Here is an 18,651-nt window from a genome sequence, read left to right as displayed (position 1 = left end):
GCTATCCCTGCCGTTTAGCGCCCGGCATCCTTGCCCGGCGCCGTCCGCCTCGAGGCCCCGTTCACCGTCGACCGTTCCGGGCCGGGCATCTCACGCCTCGCTCGCGCCCGTGTCTGGCGCCGCACCCGGTCTCATCCCTGACGCCCGGGTTCCGGACGCCGGCACCGGCGCTCGCTGCCATCGCATCCCTGCTTAAGACCGGCCGGCATCCTGCCCGCCGGTAACCCGCACCCCGGCTTCCCATCCCGGCGTCCAGGCGCCGCATCCCGACCGGCCCCAGCCGCCGCCTGGGCGCCCGGGTGCGGGAGGAGGCCTCCATGCCGATGCCGGTCAGCGTCCCTGCTCACCGATCGAGGTCGGCCGCCGCGTCCCTGCGGGGTGGGTTTTGGGTCGGTGTGAGCTTCCTGCCCACGTGATTCCGGCGCGCCGGCTGACGCCCGCGCTGGCCGGGTGCGTCCCTGCCTGAGACTGGCCGGCATCCCTGCCCGCCAGCCGGGATTCCGAGCCTCTCTCTTTCCGCATGTCCGTGCGTACCGTGCAGGGATAGCTGAGAGCTGCTGCGTGGTCGGTGTGCCGTTCCAGTGGCCGTTTGGGAAATTCACGCAGATTTCACGTTTCTTCACAGTAATCGCACACAGCCTTCACATTCATGTGCTGAGGCCGGTTGGGAAAGGCTGCTCTGGGGGCTATCGCCCAGTCTCTCTCTACCGTGCTGAGGCTTCTGGCGGCGCCCGCCACGGCGCGCTGCGCCGGCGCGGGTCGGGCTGTTGCGCCGCGCGAGCGCCATCCCTGGCGCGCGGCGGCCTGCGCTTCCTGCGTGCGGCCCTGCCGGCGGCCATCCCTCGCCGGCTGTCCCTGCGAAGAACGCCCGGCATCCTTGCCCGGCTGTGTCGCTGCGCCCGCGGAGCGCGCGCTACGCGACCGGCGTCCTGCTAGGAGCGGCCAGCATCCCTGCTCGCCGCGGGAGGCGTTGCGGCTCGGATTTTCGCCACTGTGGCAAAACGGCCTACGGCGAGAAGGGTTGGTGCAAGGCCAACTGCGTTCGCCTTGGGGGATGCAGGTCACCGGCCGACGCCGGCGACGAACTCGCCTCCGCGGTCGCTCCGCTCGGCTGCGGCTCGGACGAAGGCGGGTCGGGTACGCCCAAAAAAGCCAAAAATGAAAGAAAACGGGGGCTGTCTAGCCCGGTCTGCGCCCGGCAGCAAGGGTGCGCTACGCCCGTCCCGCCGCTCGATCACAGCGGTCCGTTCAATCGTCTTGCCTTGCCCCAGTCCCGTGGTGCGCGTGCGTCCTCAGGCGGCTGGCCGGCCCTTGCCGCCGAGCTCGCCCCGGGCACTTCGGGTCCCGTTTTCTTTCTTTTTTGCCTTTTTCTTTCTTTTGGGGTCCCGCCGGGGGGGGCGGGGCGGTTGCGTGGCTTCGCGTGGCGCGTCTTCGCCGCGCGGTCTGGCTGTGGGGTGGTGTCATGTCCGGTTTCGTTTCTGTCCTGTCTTCCCGTGGCGCCGGGGTGGTGGCGCGGGCCTGCCGTCTGGGCTGGGTCTGGGCGCATCGCGCCTTGCCGGCCGGGCCGGGGTGGTCCCCGGCGCCGGCCTGTTTGTTCGTGCCGTTCGCCTCGTTCGCGGCGGCCTCGGCCTGGGCGCGTGCGGTCGCCGCGCTGCCCGGGTGGCGGGTGTGGCTGCGCTCCGGCGCCGCCGGGTCGCCGGTGTTCGCCGCTTGCGGTCTGCCGGTGCCGGCCTTCGCGGTCAAGGTGGCGGTGCCCGCCGGTGTGTCGGCCGCTGCCGCGCGGCGCGCGCTGGCCGGCTTGGGGGCTTAGGTGGCCGCGCTGTTGCGCTGGCTGTTCGTCTGCGGTCGGGGCGGCGCACTCCGGCCTTGGGTGGTGGCCTGGTTTCGGGTCCGCCGGTGGTGGTGGCGCCTCTTGTTCCGCTGCCGCTGGTGGGCGCTGCCGCTCCGCATGCGGCGCCGGATCCTGCGCGGGCTCACCTCGCCGGGCTTCCTGGTCCTGGTGTTGCTCGCGGTCCTGGCGCTGCTACGGCGCTGGGGGGTGTGGCGTGGCTAGGGCGCTTTTTTTTTGTGGAGGTTGTCATGGCGGAAATCCGCTGGCCGTCAAAGTGGTGCCGTTTCATGGTCGAGTGGCCGCGGCCGGGCTCCATGCCTGGGCGGCGCTATTTCTCGCGCGAAGCGTCGGCGCTCCGCTGTGCCGCGGCCCAGCCGGGCGCGGTGGTGTGGGTGCCGAACGGCCGGGGCTGGTCCCCGCGCCGGGGCGGCGGTCGTGACTAGCGGGCCGTTTTCTCCCGGTGTGGTCGCAGTCGCGGGCTCGCGCGCCGTGTCGTCGCAGCTCGCGGTGCTGGTCGGGCCTGTGTGCCGGGCGCTGGTGCGGGGCGGGTGTTCCATGGCCGTGGGCTGTTGCGCCGGGGTCGATGCCGCCGTCCTGGCGGCGGTCGGGCGTGGCTTCCCTGCCGCGCGGGTGACGTGCTTCGCCGCCTTCGGTCCAGGCGGTGCCGGCGCCGGTCCCGCTTCCGCGGTCGCCGCGGTGCAGGCTTTCGCGGCGGCGGGTGGCGCCGTGTCCTGGTGGGCCGGCGGCGGTCCTGCGGTGCCATTGTTCGCGCGTCTCGCGGCGCGTACGGGCTCAGTGGTGGCGCAGGCCTCGGCCGGGGCGGTGGTGTTCTTCGCGGCGCCGGTCTCGCGCGGGTCGGCGCTGGCGGTCCGCCTCGCGCTGGCGCGCGGCTTGCCGGTGCTGGCGTTCCCGCTGGGCTTTCCGGGTGCGGCGCTGCCGCTCCCCCGCGCCGGGGTCTGGGTGCCGGCTGGCCTGTCCGGGCCGTGGTCCGGTGCGTGGCGGTGGGTTTCATCACAAGCGACTGTTTTTGATGACTAAAGCACTCTTTTTCCCCTTGCCCAAGTGATACATTTATGTATAATTATCGTGTGTTCTTTCCCCGCTAGGCTCGGCACGTAAAAGGGAGAAAGCGGGATTCCGGCAGGCATGGCTTGATCCATGCCTGCCTCCAAGGGCCTTGTTTGCCCGGCGCTATACATAAAAGTATAGAGAGGCATGCCATGAGCAAAAGCAATGCGCTGTTTCAGCAGCGCTTCGCGACCGATCCGCGGTTCCGGCGGGAAGCCGAACTGGCGGAACTGCGGCAACTCGATCCCGAGTGGCCGGAGTGCGAAGAGGATGACGGGCCGGAGCGCCCAGGCCGGGAAGATGCCGAATCAACCCTGTGCGATCAACTGTTCTGAAGGAGAACGGCAATGAGACGAGTATTTCAGTTCGACGGTATGGATGGTGGCGTGTTGAGCGTCGGCGAGTGCGAGCAGGAAGCGAAGGTCGCCATCTGCCTGCATCAGGGCGACAAGGAAGTGCAGCTTTTCTTGAGCGAAGAGCAGTTCGGCGAGCTGGCGGGGCTGCGTTTCACGCTGCGCTATCCGCGGCCGGCGACCGGTGAGTCAGCCGCTCTGAAAGCGGCATAGGTCGAGAGGGCACGGGGTAGCCGCCCCGTGTCCCCCTCTAGGTTTCCCAGTAGCACACCAGGAGATGAAATCATGGCGACTTTAGCCGCATCATTCAAGCGGGTTTCCGGTCTGGTCCGTTCGGATCGGCCGTTGACCGATCATCAAATCATGGGCGCCGCGCCGTCCGTGTTCGCCACCTCGGCGCACGAATCGCGTTCGCGCCGATATACCTACATTCCCACCATCGATGTGGTGAACGGCTTGCGCCGGGAAGGATTCGAGCCGTTCATGGCGTGCCAGGCCCAGAGCCGCACCGAGGGCAAGGAAGCCTTCACGAAACACCTGCTGCGCTTTCGGCACGAACGGCAGATCAATGGTGACGAGGCCAACGAAATCATCCTGGTGAACTCGCACGATGGCACGTCGAGCTATCAGATGTTGGCCGGTTGCTTCCGGTTCGTCTGTCACAACGGACTGATCTGCGGCGACACGCACGAAGACTTCCGGGTGCGGCATGCGGGCGACGTCGTGGGCAATGTCATCGATGGCGCGTTCCGGGTGCTGGATGACTTCGAACGGGTGGACGCTTCGAAAGACACCATGAAGCGGATCGGGCTAAAGCCCGAGCACCAGCAGGCCTTCGCCCGCGCGGCGCTGCAGCTTCGCTACGACCCGGATGAAGCGGCGCCCATCGAACCGCGGCAGCTCAACGAGGCGCGCCGTCCCGAGGACCGCGGCGCCGATCTCTGGCGCACCTTTAACCGGGTGCAGGAAAACCTGCTTCGCGGCGGTCTGTCCGGCCGCAGCGCCAACGGCCGGCGCACGACGACCCGCGAAGTCAGGGGCGTATCCGAGAACGTCCGGCTGAACCGTGCGCTCTGGACCCTCGCCGAGGAAATGGCGCGCCTGACCGCATAAAACCCGAGCGGGCGCCGGTAGCCGCCGGCGCCCGTTCCTTTCCCACCCGTAGCACATAGGAGAACAGTCATGTTCACACGCGCCGAACGCAAGAAAGCCAAACTCCGCCTGGCCCTGTGCGGGCCCTCCGGTAGCGGCAAGACCTTTTCCGCTCTGTTGATCGCCCAGGGGCTCGCCCCGGGCGGGCGGATCGCCCTGATCGACACCGAGAACGGCAGCGGCGAACTGTACGCCGATATTGCCGAGTACGACGCGGCGACCCTGCGGGCGCCGTTCACGCCGGACCGCTACGTCGCGCTGATCCGTGGCGCCGAGCAGGCCGGTTACGACGTGCTGATCATCGACAGCCTGTCCCATGCCTGGGTCGGCGAGGGCGGCATCCTCGACATGCACGACAAGGCGACGCTCGCCTCGAAAACGCAGAACAGCTTCACCGCCTGGCGGGAAGTCACGCCGCAGCATAACGCCCTGGTCGACACGATCCTCGGCGCCAACCTGCACATCATCACGACGATGCGGACCAAGACCGCCTATGACCTGGTCGACGACGGCAACGGCAAGAAGAAGCCGATCAAGGTCGGGCTCGCGCCGGTCCAGCGCGATGGCATGGAGTACGAATTCACGGTGGTCATGGACCTCAGCGTCGACGGGCATATCGCGACAGCCACCAAGGACCGGACCCGGCTGCTGGACGGCAAACACTTCGTGCCGGCCATCGCCACCGGCGAAGAGCTGCGGGAATGGCTGGACACCGGCCGGGATGTCACCGAGGAAAGCCGGATCCTGCTGGAAAGCCTCAAGGCCAAGGTCGATGCCATCGACAACGTGCCGCACCTCAACAACTGGTGGCGGGCGTATGAAGGTGACATCGCCCGGCTGACGCCGTCCGATCGCGAGGAGCTCAAGCGCTACTGCGCCGACCGGAAGGGCGCCATTCTGAAAGCGCCGCTCCAAGGCGCTGGCACTCCCCATCGCAGCAACGGCCGTTCCGCCGCCGCTTAACGTTCCACCAGGGCGGGGCGGAAGGCCGTCCCGCCCGTTTGCGGAGACCAAGATCATGGGCACATTGGCATTGTACGAACTGAGCGAGACCTACCGGCGGGCGCTGGAGGCCTTCACCGATCCCGACGTCGATCTGCCGGCGGAGGCCGTGGCCGATACGCTGGAAGGCCTGGAGGGTGCATTGCAGGACAAGGCGGTCAACGTCGCCAAGTTCATGCGGAACCTGGAGGCCTTCGCCGAGGCGGTCAAGGCCGCGGAAGAGAACATGGCCCGGCGCCGCAAGGCGATCGAGAACCGAGCACGCTGGATCAAGGACTACTTGAAGACGAACATGGAGGCCTGCGGCATCCAGAAGATCGAATCCCCGTGGTTCGTGCTGGCGATCCAGAAGAACCCGGCGGCGGTGGAAATCCTCAACGAGGCGGCGGTTCCGGACGAGTTCAACGAAGCGGTCATCACGGTGAAGCTCGACAAGGCGGGCATCAAGCAGGCAATCGAGGCTGGACGCGAGGTGCCGGGCGCCGCGCTTTCGCGGGGGACACGGTTGGTGGTGAGATAGGCCCGAACGGGAGAGCGGTGCGGGGGCTGCTCTCCTTTCTCTTCTGGAGACTGTGGCGAGGAAGGCTCAATCCCCGAAGCGCGCCCGATGAGGCCGCCGCGCTCGCTCGCCTGACGGCCAGCTCGCGTGGGGCTTTATCGGTTACCTATGAGTGATCGGTGATCGCTTTCGAGGAAGTTAGGTGCCTCCCCACGCTTCGGCGATCTAAATTGAAATAGAGCACCCTGAAAGCAGCTTTAGGATCGCGAAACAATTCGCCATGGGCTCGTATCAGCTTCCGGACGATGACGATCTGACGCCGGTATGCCGATCAGCGATCAAGGTAGCGATGGTTTTATAGTCTGTCGGTTTGGCCAAGTGGGCATCGAATCCCGCCGCGGCGCTTTTTTGGCGATCTCCGGGCTGTCCCCACGCGGTGAGTGCCACCACGAATATATCGTGGCCCCAGTCTTGTTCACGAAGGTGACGGCAGGCATCGTAACCATTCATCCCGGGCATACCCAGGTCGAGCAGGAGGACCTCCGGGCGGAAGCTGGCCGCCACCTCTATGCCTTGCTTTCCATCATAGGCTACGCGAGTCTCATAGCCCGCGATCTGCATGAGCGCCGCCAGGCTGTTGGCTGCATCAGCGTTGTCATCCACGATCAGCACCTTGTATGCCGCTGCCTGATTCATGAGAGCCGTCTCAGTCGATTTAAGGGAGGCGCTTCCCTGGCGCGCAGATATCGGTGTGATCGTGAAAGGTATCCGCGTCGTCGCGTCTCCGGGACTGTGGGGTAGCGGTTCGGAGGCGTGGTTCGCGATGCGGGGAGTGAAAAATAAAACCCCGGCGGGGAAGAACGATCCCCGCCCGGGGTCCGCCGGCATTTGCATCCGGGCTTCCCGTCTCCTCAGGAGAGCATGGAGCGACTCGGAGTATAGCAAGCATGTCGGCTCTGCGGCTGCTGCAGCGGTGAGCCGCTAGCCCGGCATCAGGCAGCCTTGCAGATTGAAGGAGGAGGGGGTTCCGCCGCCGCCCAGTAGCCGCCATCGCGGAGAGCGTCGAGTTCATTCTCGGTTACCTTGAGGAACTGCATGAAGTTGAACGGGAAGGCGTCCACTGGAACGCCTGTTGCGGTCTGGACCTGAATCACATCGCCCTTGGCGGTGCCCAACCGCTGGACATAGAGAGTCTTTGGAATGTCATCCAGGAGAGTAGCACGCGCATCGACGCTCTCCACCGAGTTCAGCGACCGTGTATCGGCTGGTCGAAGCCCCGCTGCAGGGTCGATAGCGCGTTTAGTAATGGCGTGCATGCGGTGGCGCCGGTTCGTGTGGTGACGACTGATTCCATCGTGCAACTGAGTGAAACAGGGGCTGATGAACGATGTCAGGGTTTGGGTGTATATCGGTCAAAAACTTAAAGGTATACAGCGTTTCCTGATTGACGGGTTACACGCGGGCCATTAGCTTTTTTCATGTATCGAAAGCCGATGGATCGAAGCGTCGATCCAATGTCAACGATGGCGCCACCCCCCCTAGTTCACCATCGGCGAACGGCTTTCGGTACCCTGCACTTTGGCATGGCTGCAGAGAGCACCATGGGCACTGGAACCAAGCCTGACTGGCTGAACGACGATCTCCCCGAAGATTTCCGGGCCGGAGACGGTGAGTTTGAGGAAGAAGAGAACGGAGTGGGCGAGCCATGGACTGCGCACCAGTTTTGTCTCGATACTGACGATGAGACCTTCAGCACGCGTGACCATTGAAGTGCACGAGCCGGACTTGTCGAGATAATCGCCCGATGCCACTCAGTGCGGTGGTGCATGACCTGCGACTTGCCAGTATTAGCGGTGTGGCGGCCGAAACAACCAGCCAGATTGTCTGCGCCTACTGGGTCCGATGTTCGCTGCCCCGTTGTGACGGGAGCGGGTGCCGGATGCGGCCGGCACCCGCTGCAACCTCTCCAGGAGCCGGGCGCTTGCCCAGCCGGTCGCGTCAGCCAGTTGTGTACCCTTAACCCAGAGCTTCCGTATGACCACTGTACGGTGGTGCGGATGGACACTGGCTCGCCTGAAGATCCTAGGAACGCGCTAGGCGTCGTCGAGCTTAGGGATACTCCGTGCGTTTGTCCAGATCAGGCGGTCTGATCCGCCAACTGCCACGATGACCGCCGTCAACGGGGTTTTAGACGATCCGATAGAAATCTTCTGTTTCCGCGCCACATTCCGGGCACTGCCAATTATCCGGGAGTTCATCGAACGCAGTTCCTGCGGGGATCGCCTGCTCCGGAATGCCGCGTGACTCATCGTAAAGGTAGCCGCAGTGGCGGCACATCAAAACGCTATTGTTGCTCATCCATAAACCGCTGAAATTGCCACACTATTTTTTCTTTATCAGCATCTTTATGTGCTGTAAGTCGAGATTAATACTTTTTCTGAAGACCTAGAATACGATTTAAGGTTTTTACTTATTCGGTTTTAGTGTAAACCCCTAAATACGCGATCTTTCCAGTCAAGTAAAATACTTTGTAAACCATTATTATAATGCCATAGCAAGACGCGACTGCTAGTATCCTCGGAGGCATCGTGGTTTACGCCATAAAAATGGGGATAAATAGGGGGATTATTGTTAATGTCGGAGCCCGCCGTTCAGAAGTCAACGCCGGCTCGGGCACGCCCCGTTGCCAGCCATCGCATCTCCGACCGACGACTTTACCGGTCCCCTAGCCAGCATGCCGCCCACACGCGTTCATACGCGCTCCCCGGCGTATTCCGGGCGGGACTGTACGGACTCAGCGCCGGGTTGCTCGGCTTACAGAGTGTAACGCAACCCCTCTGGATGAGCAGTGCCACCGCCGCGGTGCTGACGGTGACCTTCACCCTGCTGCTCGCTGCACCCGCTGTCCGACTGGGGCTGGTCGATGTCCCCGGCGGACGGAAAGCCCACGCGCAGCCGACCCCACTGACCGGGGGCTTGGCCATCCTCGGCAGCACGATCCTCTTGGCCTGTCTCACTCGTTGTCCGAACGGCGTGCTGCCGTTTCTGGCGTTTGCCGCACTGGTGGGCACGCTTGACGACGCCCACGGGCTATCCGCCCGGGCGCGGCTGGGACTGATGGCCGCCATGTTCTGCGTGATGGCCTGGACGACGGGTCTGCGGGTCACTGACCTCGGCCATCTGCTCGGCTTCGGCAGCTTGAACCTGAGCTACGCCAGCCTGGGCTTCACGATTCTCTGCGGTACCGGACTGATCAATGCCATCAACATGGCCGATGGCGTGGACGGCCTAGCGGGCGGCTTGGTCGCCACGAGCCTGGGTGCCCTTGGCTTTGCGTGCTGGTTGACTCGCGGCGTGGTGCCGCCCGAACTCACCCTGTTCATCGCGGCCCTGATCGGCTTTCTCGCCGTCAATGCCCGACACCCGGTCAACCCGCGCGCCATAGCTTTCCTCGGGGATGGTGGCAGCATGCTGCTCGGCACCGGACTCGCGTGGTACGCCATCCAGTTCAGTCAGGGTGCGGAGCGTGTCGTCACGCCCGCCGCCCTCCTCTGGATCATCGGACTCCCCGTCCTGGATACCCTGCGCGTCATGGTGCAACGGCCCTTACGCCATGGCGTCAGCCCGTTCACTGACGGTCGCGATCACCTGCATCACCTCCTGCTGCACTACGGCAGGACGCCCAGTTGCACGACGCTGAGCCTCGTGAGTCTCAATCTCCTGTTCTGCGCGGTCGGTGTGCTGGGGCAGGCGTTTCTTGTTCCTGAACCGGTGCTCGCTTACCCCTTTTTGATCGTTACCCTGGGGTTCGTCTTCCTATTTCCAAGACCATGAACCGAGGCTGTCTCGGTCGAGCGCCGTCAGACACGGTACCGCATCGGCCACGCAGGCAGTCACCGATCGACCCGCCACCGATACCACAATGCCAAGACACTTCGTTTGTCGTGACTGCGCTGCATGTCAACGGGAAGGGCTGGTCAAGAGCCTGCGATTCCTGGCGATGGTCTGCTTCTTCCCTTTTGCGCTGCTGGTCTGGCTGAGCCACCTCACCGCACCCAGATGCCCGGGTTGTCGGCATCTGATGCAAGACCATCGGTGACGGGCGAGTGACGGAACGGCAGGAAGCCGGCCTCGTGTCGTCAATGCGGCCGTTGGCGACTCATCCCCGGCGAACTTGCGCTCAAGACCGCATCCCGATCAACGTCGATCGACGTTGTTTCGTCTTGTGCTGCAACGCGGGTGCAATCGCTCCCAGCGCCGCCTCGAACAACCGTTCGATGATCATCCCGAGCTGATTGGCAAAACGTTTAAACATGATGAGCTCCGGAGTCTTGAGAGGTTCGGGTCCGCTTGTTGGGACGTGTGCGGTGGCACACTGCAGGCCCACCTCGCCCCGGGCATCCCGTCTACTGCGCATCCCAGCAGAGGGAGCGCGTCGGTTACATGCCTCGGTGATGGGTCTGTCAGCCCGACGCAAACTATCCATGCCTCAGTGAAACAGGACCTCGGCATCGTAGCCCTGTTCCTGCGCGAGTCGCTTCAGTTGCTTCAGCGTGGCATTCAGCAGTTGGCGTACTTTTTCACGCGGCATCCCGACCGTGGCACCGATGGCTTCCAGCGTCTCGCCGTCGCCGCCGTGCAGACCGAAACGACGGGTCAGGATCTCTTGCTGTACTGGCGTCAGGCTGGCCAGCCAGACCGGGAGCTGGTGCTCGACCGCCGTCTCGTGCAACTGCTCGGTGACGTCGACCTGGGCTTCGTCCTCAACCGTATCCACCATCATCTGGTCCGAGCCCAGCTTCACCGGCGTGTCCAGCGAGGTCAGTTTCTCGTTCAGGTGCAGCAGTTGCTCCACGGCTTTGACCGATGCGCCGACGTGGGCGGCAACGTCCTTCGGCTCCGGATCCCGCGGCAGCTTGATTGCGAGCTCGCGGTAGGCGCGCAGGTAGGTGTTCAGTTCTTTCACCACATGGATCGGCAGGCGGATCGTCCGCGACTGGTTCATCAGCCCCTTCTCGATTTCCTGCCGGATCCACCACGCGGCATAGGTCGAGAACCGGAAGCCGCGCTCGGGCTCGAACTTGGTGACCGCATGCATCAAGCCCAGGTTGCCTTCTTCGATCAGGTCCAAGAAGTCCAGGCCGCGGTTCATGTAGCGGCGGGCCAGCTTGATCACCAGGCGCAAGTTGCACTCGACCATGATGCGGAAGGCTTCGGCATCGCCCTCGCGGGCCAAGGCGCCGTAGTGCTTCTCTTCGTCCGCCGTCAGCAAGCGCGTGTTGGCCAGATCATGAAAGTAGACCTGGGTGAGATCCCGCTCTAGCGTGTCGACCGCCTCACTGATCGGTTCCGGTACGAAGGTCTTCAGGTACAGATCCGGTTCGAGCGTGTCGGCAGTGTTGAAAGTCAGCGTATCCATGTGCGGTTCCCCCCAAGTCGGTCACAGTTTTCTGCTCGGCTCGTGCTATGGATCGGCACGCGTGCAGAAAACACGAGGGGTATTTTTGCGACTTCGGTCACAGAATCACGCCGATACATCGGCTGATGCGTCGGTGGCCCGGAAGGGTGGATCGTTGCCGCCACTGCCGGAGGAGGAAGCCGTGGCGGTGACTCGCGGTTTGAAGTGATCCCGCCGAGCGAGATTGATTTCCGGCGGTAACTCAAGGATAGGGCGGATTGCGGACGTCGGATGTTCGCTATCCGCCCGGGAACAGCGGTGCCATCTACCGCGGGACGGAACTACGGGTCGGCCGCTCCGAGATCCAAAACGCCGCGATCTACTTGTCCGGGATTTTGCATCCCCCGAAGATCAAGTGCATCGCGGTGGTCACCTTCTCGAGAGGCAGGCCATGTTCCTCATTGTGGGAGATGATCGATTTGCCGAGATCGGGCGCGCGCCAGCCCTCGGCGACACTCGATTGGCCCCAGGGCATAAAATGGCCTTTGGGAAAACCCATCAAACCGCTTTCACAAGGATCACGATGACCGACTACACGAAGCTGTCCGAACAGGAATTGGCCGACCTCATCCAAGGCGCGACGAAGGCGCTCGAAGAGAGGCGGCAACAGGCGCGACGCGAAGTGCTGGCCAAAGTTAAAGCACTCGCCGCGTCCATTGGCGTCGCGGTGGAGATCAAGGACGCCGCCCCGGAAGCCGGTGGCCGCAAAGGCTCGAAGGTCGCCATCAAGTACCGCGATCCGGACAATCCGAACAACGCCTGGAGCGGTCGGGGGGTGAAGCCCAGGTGGTTGCAAGCGTACCTGGCGCAGGGCCGGTCGATCATGGAGTTCGCGGTCTGAGGACCGGTGAAGTGTCACAAGTTGTGACACTTCACTCTGGTACCCCACCGGCATGACGATCACACCGGGCCTGATTGCCGTGCCCCGGGCCGAGTTCCGACTCGACTGGGAGGGTATTCACGGCGCCCGTCACTGGGCGCGGGTGCGCCGCATCCGAGCATCACGGTGCGGACCGCCTGGATCTGACGCGGATCGGTATCGATCCGGACCCGGAGTTGCTCTTTACCGAGCCGGCCAAGCAGGCCGCGTCGCAGCACCGTAGGTATCCGCGGGTGGGGCGGTTGGCCCTCTGGAGCGACATTCGGTTGTGAGTCCACCCGCCATCCTTGGTGGTCCGCGCAGGTGTCACAAGTTGTGACAGTTCCTGACGACACATCTGGACAAGGGTTGAACGGTTATGGCGTTCCGGAAGGGCATCACCAAGGGGGAATCGTTTCCCGATCGGGTCAGCTTGGCGCGCGCTGCCGATGTTCATTGCCTGATCTCAGGCGATCGGCAACTGACCGCATGGGGTGCGCCCATCCCTCCGGTGCTGACGCCGCGGCTGTTTTTGGCAAAGAGACAAGAAGAAGTTACAGGCCAACCATGACGATAGAGACTGCCGGTATGCATCTTTGCGGCGAATCATCGGCGTGATCATCCGCCTGACCCAGAAGCTTGGGGACAAAATCGGCGTCAGGCCGATTCAAGCGCTCCCGCGTGATCCCAACCCTTTCGCCGATTGGACCGGGCACCTGTTCACCGCGCACCGGATCCAGTACATCCTGCTGGCCAATACGGCTTCGCTCTACTCGGTGGTGTTCTTCGGACGCGGGCTGACGCACGAGGGCGTGTTCCTCGCCCGAGCCTTGGGCGAACTCCGCGCGACCCTGGTCGGTGACGGTTTCCGGTTCATTCATCAGCGCCTGATCGTGCCGAGTACGGACCGGATCGGCTTTTCGAAGACGAACGATCAGCGCGTGCTCGGGTCCATCAATGAGTTGGTATTCCAGGCACAGTGCCACCTCCAAGACCCCGCGGTCGCGCCCGACGCCGTCACGGTGCGGTTGAACGGCATGCTGCTGTCGCTGATTGGCCATGTGCCGCCACGGGAGGCATTACAGGCACTGACCTGCCCATCCGGGTAAGGCCAGCCGGATTGAGGCGTGATCCAATTCGGTGCGAGCTACCTCAGGTTCAGGGTCGCCGCAGTACGCGGAAGCGCTTAACGGAGTTGACATCCACGCCTATAACGCCCGCAACGTAGCTTCAGCTGAAGCGTCCATAATGACTCCCCATCTCCCACTGGAGGGTCCCACTATCGATCTGAGGTCTCCATGTCCGCCTCCCCTCCATCAGCACCCGGGACCCGTTCGCAAGATCCAATGGCAGCATCGATCGCGGTTCCCTCGGGTCAGCACACGCTCACCATGGTGCTGGCCTTCCTGCTCACGACGTCGCTGGTGCTGGCGGTCGGTGCCTTTTCGTTCCTGAAGATTCGCGATCACTTGCGAGGAGCCATCGAGAACCAGCTCACGACCATCGCCGAGCAGAAACGGCAACAGCTCGAACAGGTGTTGAGCACCATGCAGGCTGATATCCGGCTATTCGCTGAAGGCGGGGCACCGATCGCCGAAAAGATCGATCGCTGGCTGGATGTTCCGGAGCATGCCCCTGAACTCGGGGCTTGGGTCAGGGAACGCTTCGGTGAAATCGCCGAGGCGCACCGTTATGCATCCATCGCAGTATTCGATGCGCAAGGCCGCCCCCGTCTGGCAATCGGTAATGTTGACGCGGCGGAGCTCGGTGAGAAAGCCAAAGCCGTCATCGCGAACCAGCAACCAGCCTTCGTGGATCTCCATCGCGTCAGCGACGGCACGATCCAGTTCGGTATCCTCGCTCCGGTCAGACCGCAGGGTCGAGCGCCCCATGCGGCGATCTTGTTTTCGAATGATGCCAACGATGTCATCTACCCGCTGGTACAGCGCTGGCCGATCCCGACAGAAACAGCGGAGTCCTACCTCGTCCGGCGCAACCAACACGAAGCGACCCTCGTCAGCCCCTTCCGTACTCAGCCCAACGCCGAGCTCTCGTTTTCCCGCCCGATCGATGACCCGGAGCTGCCGGGAGCGGCGGCGGCCCGCGGCCATCACGCTCTTTTCCGCGGACGGGATTACCGTGGTCAAGCGGTGTTGGCTTACACCACGCCAATCCCGGGCTCGCCGTGGTTCCTGGTCGTCAAGATTGACGTCAAGGAAGCCGATGCCGGGATTCATCGGGTGGCGTGGGGTACGGCGGCTGCCATCACGCTCGTGCTTGGCCTCATCTTCCAGCTCAGTCTTTGGCTGTGGAGTCGAGACCGCTGGCGGCGTGAGCAGGCGGCGCTGCTCGCGCGCCAGGAGGCGGAAGCGCGTTACCGCGTTTTGTACGAAAGGGCGCCTCTGGGGATTGCGCTGATCGGGTCTCTGACCGGCCGCATACATGAGGTCAATCCGCGCTATGCGACGATCATCGGGCGGACGCGTGAAACGTTGAAAACGATGGACTGGATGCAGATCGGCCATCCGGCCGACCGCGAGGCGGATCTCGCTACGCTGGCGCGTTTGAATGCCGATGACAGCACCGAATTCGAAGTGCAGCAACGCTGCCTGCGTCCCGATGGCTCAGTGGTCTGGATCAACATGGTGATTGCCCCGCTGGGAATCCAGATCACCGGGGGGCCCAGCCATGTTTGTATGGTTCAGGACATCACGGAGAGCAAACTGGCCGCGGCGACGATTCACCAGCGGACCCTGGAGCTTGATCAGTTCTTCACACTGAGCACGGATCTGCTCTGTATCGCCGATACGGAGGGGCGGTTCCTGCGGGTGAATCCCGCTTGGGAATCGGCACTCGGCCATACCGCCAAGGAACTCGAAAGTCGGGCATTCATTGACCTGGTTCACCCCGATGACCAGCCAGCGACCCTCAGGCAACTCGCGGACAATGTAGAGGGAGCGAAGGCCATCGATTTCCGCAATCGCTATCGGACAACACAGGGCGGCTACCGCTGGTTGGAGTGGCGGTCTTCACCGCCAGTCGGGACCTCCATCTTCGCGGTGGCCCGGGATATCACCCAGCGCATCGAAGCCGAGGAAGCCTTACGGCTTAGCCAGGCGTTGTTTGCCAGCGCCTTCCTGGACGCCTCCATTGGCATGGCATTGGTTGCCCCCAGTGGCCATTGGCTCAATGTGAATCCTGCGCTATGCCGACTGGTCGGCTACCAGGAAAACGAACTGTTGGCCGGTTCTTTCCAGGACATCACCCATCCGGACGATCTGCAGAACGACCTGGAATATGTCCGACGGATGCTGTCAGGCGAACTATCGACCTACCGCATGGAGAAGCGCTACGTCCACAAGTCGGGACACCCGATCTGGGTCTTGCTCAGTGTCTCGCTACTCCGCGACAACTGCGGGGCGCCCCTGCATTTCATCTCGCAAATGGTGGGCATCGACGACCGCAAGCGCATGGAGGAAGCCCAGTCCTTCCTGCTGCAGTGTGGTCTCCCCTCCGAGGGCGAGGAATTTTTCCGTGCGCTGGCACGGTATCTGGCCGCCAGCATCGGTGTGGAGTACATCTGTATCGACCGGCTGGAGGGCGATGGCCTGTTTGCCCAGACCGTCGCCGTTTACCACGACGGCCAATTCGACGACAACATACGGTATGCGCTGAAGGACACCCCCTGCGGCGCGGTGCTGGACGAGTCGGTCTGCTGCTACGAACGCCATGTGCGGCAATTGTTTCCGCAGGATGCCGCGCTCGCCGAATTGCAGGCGGAAAGCTACATCGGCACGGTACTGTGGGATTCCCAGGGCCACCCAATCGGCTTGATCGCTGCCATCGGCCGGCACCCTTTGCCCCACTCTGAGCGTGCCCGTACGCTGCTGGCGATGGTCGCACCGCGCGCCGGATGGGAATTGGAACGTCTCGAGGCGGAACGCCGTTTGCGCGAAAGTGAGGAGCGTCTTCGGGACATTCTCGATCATGCTCCAGCTCTGATCTTCATCAAGGATCTGGAAGGGCGCTACCTGCAGGTCAACCGGCGCTATGCGGCGTTCCTCGGGCGGGTGCCGCAGTCTCTCGCCGGTGCTGCCGTACACGCGGTCTTCCCACCGGAAGTGGCCGATGCCCTGGTCAGGCATGATCAGCAGGTGCGAGCTACGCAGGCGAGTATTCAAGAGGAAGAGATCCTGTGGGATCAGCAGGGTGTCCCGCATACCTTCCTGTCAGTGCTGTTCCCGCTCCGGAACACCCACGGCAAGATCTACGCCACCTGCGGCATCGCGACGGATATTTCCGATCGCAAGAAGGCTGAAATGGATTTACAGAGCCATCGGCAGCAACTGGAACGCCGAGTCGCGGAGCGGACCGCCGAACTTCAGGCACTCAACGAACAGCTCAGCGAAACCGTGTTCGCCCTGGAGAGCGCCGGCACCGCGATCTATCGCGTCGCAGAAGACACCGGTCAGATCCTGTATGCCAATTATCACGCGACCCAGATGTTGGGCTACTCAGCTGAGGGCATGCTGACCCTGCGGCTCTCTGACTTCGATGCGCAGTTCGATCGCCCCGATGCCTTCGCCGCAGCCGCGGCAGAAGTCCATACGAAAGGCTCGCTCCGTTTTGAAACGAGCCACCGCCATAAAGATGGCCATCCCATTCCCGTCGAGATGACGGTGCATGCACAACCCAGTCCTTCCGGCTCAGCCACGCGTTTGATTGCCTTCGCGGTCGACATCAGCGAACGCGAAAATGCGCGGCGCAATTTGGAACAGTATAAGGAGCGATTGCGGCTAGCGCTGGAAGCTGCGCATATCGGGACTTTCGAATGGGATTTGGCAAGCAACGTGGCAACCTGGGACGAATGGCACAAACGGCACTGGGGCTATCAACCCGATGACGATGTCGGAGCCTACAGTGATTTCACGCGAAGCGTGCATCCCGATGATCTGCCCCGAGTGGAGAAGGCCATCGTCGAAAGCCGTGAGAAACATGTGCGCTATGACGAGGAGTACCGCGTCATCTGGCCCGATGGCAGCATCCATTGGGTCAACGGTGTCGGCGAATTCGAATACCACCAAAATGGACAAGCGCTTCGCATGCTCGGTGTACTGCTTGATGTGACCGAGCGGAAGGTTGGTGAAATGGCCAAAGAGAAAGCACTGAGTGCTGCGGAGAACCTTGCCCGCTTGCGGCAGGAATTCGTGGCCAATATGAGTCATGAATTGCGCACGCCGTTGAACGGTATTCTCGGTTTTGCACAGATCGGGATGCGGCATTGCCGCGACGACGAGAAAGCACTCAATGCCTTCCATAAGATCGTGCAGTCCGGCAACCACTTGCTGGGCGTCGTCAATGACATCCTGGATTTCTCCAAGATAGAACAAGGCAAGCTGGTCATCGAAGCCCTGCCCGTTGACCTCCATCAGGCCATCGAGGAAGCCACGGATTACGTGCGCCCGTCGGCAAAGACCAGGAACTTGTCGCTACAGATGCACATTCCCCCCTCCTGCGATCGATGGGTACAGACGGACCCGCTGCGGCTGCGCCAGATTCTTGGGAACCTCCTGTCCAACGCGGTCAAGTTCACTGAAACCGGCACCGTGACCCTGTCCGCTGGCATCGATGACAGGGTTTTGAGGCTCGAAGTTGCCGATACCGGGATTGGGATGACACCGGCGCAGCAGGCCCGACTGTTCCAACCATTCGAACAGGCGGATGGCTCTTTTACGCGCAAGTACGGCGGCACCGGTCTCGGGCTGGCCATCACCGAGCGCCTGGTCCATCTGATGGGGGGCAGCATTCACGTCGAGAGCGCGCCGGGGGAAGGCAGCCGCTTCACCGTGCAGCTTCCCTACCGGGCGGCGCAAGATCCTTCGGTGTCCCCGCCAGAGGTGCTGGCGCAGACTGCGGATGCAGGCCAAGCCCTCGCCGGTCTTCGCGTGCTGCTTGTCGAAGATGATGAGATCAACCGGATCGTCGCGGAGGATCTGTTATCCACTCAGGGCGCCACAGTGACATCCGTCACTAACGGCGCCGAAGCCGTCCAGCAGATTCTGAGGGACGGGCCGGTCGCTTATGACGTGATCCTGATGGACTTGCAGATGCCGGTCATGGACGGCTTTACGGCAACCGCGCAGATACAGGGGATGGCGCCCGGACTTCCGGTGATTGCGCTAAGCGCTCACGCCTTTGAAGACGAACGCACCCGTGTTGAAGCCGCAGGCATGGTGGCTCACGTCTCCAAGCCCTATCGGCCGGCGACCGTCATCAGGACGATACTGACACATGTTCGTCGGTCCGCGAGCCCAACGGAGAACGATCATGGGGGAAGCTATTAATGGGCCTGCCGACTTGTAGGAGCCCAGCCCTCTGGGCGAACCGACCACGGCTCTGATCGAAGCACCTTCGCCGCGAGCGCTCGGC

At 63.1% G+C, this 18,651-nt stretch carries 18 protein-coding genes; 12 read left to right on the top strand and 6 right to left on the bottom strand.

The genetic code is table 11. From position 1 onward, the window contains the following. The first annotated feature begins 1,462 nt into the window (after nt 1–1,462). The 8 genes from ACW73L_RS19505 to ACW73L_RS19470 all read left to right on the top strand — a co-directional run bounded on the left by ACW73L_RS19505 (nt 1,463) and on the right by ACW73L_RS19470 (nt 5,926). On the top strand, nt 1,463–1,810 hold the full coding sequence (locus ACW73L_RS19505) for a hypothetical protein (protein WP_498924245.1): 348 nt from the start codon (nt 1,463–1,465) through the stop codon (nt 1,808–1,810). Next, nucleotides 1,811–2,053, top strand: a complete 243-nt coding sequence (locus ACW73L_RS19500) for a hypothetical protein (protein WP_498924244.1) — start codon at nt 1,811–1,813, stop codon at nt 2,051–2,053. 213 nt (nt 2,054–2,266) lie between these two features. Continuing rightward, nucleotides 2,267–2,869, top strand: coding sequence for a hypothetical protein (locus ACW73L_RS19495; protein ID WP_498924243.1), 603 nt, complete (start codon nt 2,267–2,269; stop codon nt 2,867–2,869). A 182-nt stretch (nt 2,870–3,051) separates the two neighbouring features. After that, nucleotides 3,052–3,234 carry a hypothetical protein gene (locus ACW73L_RS19490; protein ID WP_498924242.1) on the top strand — a complete coding sequence of 61 codons (183 nt, stop codon included), beginning with the start codon at nt 3,052–3,054 and terminating at the stop codon, nt 3,232–3,234. 12 nt (nt 3,235–3,246) lie between these two features. Continuing rightward, entirely contained in the window at nt 3,247–3,465 is a 219-nt protein-coding gene (locus tag ACW73L_RS19485) for a hypothetical protein (protein ID WP_498924241.1), read from the top strand. 72 nt (nt 3,466–3,537) lie between these two features. Then, nucleotides 3,538–4,365, top strand: a complete 828-nt coding sequence (locus ACW73L_RS19480; protein WP_498924240.1) for a DUF932 domain-containing protein — start codon at nt 3,538–3,540, stop codon at nt 4,363–4,365. 69 nt (nt 4,366–4,434) lie between these two features. After that, a complete protein-coding gene (locus ACW73L_RS19475; RefSeq protein ID WP_498924239.1) occupies nt 4,435–5,367 on the top strand; it encodes an ATP-binding protein in 933 nt (310 codons plus the stop codon). A 55-nt stretch (nt 5,368–5,422) separates the two neighbouring features. After that, nucleotides 5,423–5,926 (top strand): siphovirus Gp157 family protein, encoded by a 504-nt coding sequence (locus tag ACW73L_RS19470; RefSeq protein WP_498924238.1) that lies wholly within the window; start codon nt 5,423–5,425, stop codon nt 5,924–5,926. Between the two features lie 270 nt (nt 5,927–6,196). Here ACW73L_RS19470 and ACW73L_RS19465 read toward each other — a convergent pair whose 3' ends face one another. The 4 genes from ACW73L_RS19465 to ACW73L_RS19450 form a co-directional block, all read right to left on the bottom strand. Next, on the bottom strand, nt 6,197–6,601 hold the full coding sequence (locus ACW73L_RS19465; RefSeq protein WP_498924237.1) for a response regulator: 405 nt from the start codon (nt 6,599–6,601) through the stop codon (nt 6,197–6,199). A gap of 296 nt (nt 6,602–6,897) precedes the next feature. Further along, nucleotides 6,898–7,221, bottom strand: a complete 324-nt coding sequence (locus ACW73L_RS19460; RefSeq protein ID WP_498924236.1) for a hypothetical protein — start codon at nt 7,219–7,221, stop codon at nt 6,898–6,900. Nucleotides 7,222–7,443: 222 nt separating this feature from the next. Further along, nucleotides 7,444–7,716: a hypothetical protein gene (locus ACW73L_RS19455; protein WP_498924235.1), complete on the bottom strand. Its 273-nt coding sequence runs from the start codon at nt 7,714–7,716 to the stop codon at nt 7,444–7,446. A gap of 376 nt (nt 7,717–8,092) precedes the next feature. Further along, the gene (locus tag ACW73L_RS19450; RefSeq protein ID WP_498924234.1) at nt 8,093–8,263 is read right to left on the bottom strand and encodes a rubredoxin; all 171 of its coding nucleotides are present in this window, start codon (nt 8,261–8,263) and stop codon (nt 8,093–8,095) included. 483 nt (nt 8,264–8,746) lie between these two features. Here ACW73L_RS19450 and ACW73L_RS19445 point away from each other — a divergent pair, with 483 nt between their 5' ends. Further along, entirely contained in the window at nt 8,747–9,739 is a 993-nt protein-coding gene (locus tag ACW73L_RS19445) for a glycosyltransferase family 4 protein (RefSeq protein WP_498924233.1), read from the top strand. Nucleotides 9,740–10,085: 346 nt separating this feature from the next. On the opposite strand, the gene ACW73L_RS19440 is transcribed toward ACW73L_RS19445, so the two are convergent. Beyond that, nucleotides 10,086–10,220 carry a hypothetical protein gene (locus tag ACW73L_RS19440; protein WP_498924232.1) on the bottom strand — a complete coding sequence of 45 codons (135 nt, stop codon included), beginning with the start codon at nt 10,218–10,220 and terminating at the stop codon, nt 10,086–10,088. Between the two features lie 174 nt (nt 10,221–10,394). Then, the gene (locus ACW73L_RS19435; protein ID WP_498924231.1) at nt 10,395–11,324 is read right to left on the bottom strand and encodes a sigma-70 family RNA polymerase sigma factor; all 930 of its coding nucleotides are present in this window, start codon (nt 11,322–11,324) and stop codon (nt 10,395–10,397) included. A 430-nt stretch (nt 11,325–11,754) separates the two neighbouring features. On the opposite strand from ACW73L_RS19435, the gene ACW73L_RS19430 reads away from it, so the two are divergent. From ACW73L_RS19430 to ACW73L_RS19420, 3 genes are all read left to right on the top strand, one after another. Further along, entirely contained in the window at nt 11,755–12,204 is a 450-nt protein-coding gene (locus ACW73L_RS19430) for an H-NS histone family protein (protein WP_498924230.1), read from the top strand. 614 nt (nt 12,205–12,818) lie between these two features. Beyond that, the gene (locus ACW73L_RS19425) at nt 12,819–13,331 is read left to right on the top strand and encodes a DUF6933 domain-containing protein (RefSeq protein WP_498924229.1); all 513 of its coding nucleotides are present in this window, start codon (nt 12,819–12,821) and stop codon (nt 13,329–13,331) included. Nucleotides 13,332–13,568: 237 nt separating this feature from the next. Then, entirely contained in the window at nt 13,569–18,566 is a 4,998-nt protein-coding gene (locus ACW73L_RS19420; RefSeq protein ID WP_498924228.1) for a PAS domain S-box protein, read from the top strand. The last annotated feature ends 85 nt before the right edge of the window (nt 18,567–18,651 follow it).

This window comes from Methylolobus aquaticus, assembly GCF_054172105.1.
The sequence above is the reverse complement of the archived record's forward strand: the minus strand, read 5'-3'. Positions and strand labels throughout refer to the sequence as shown.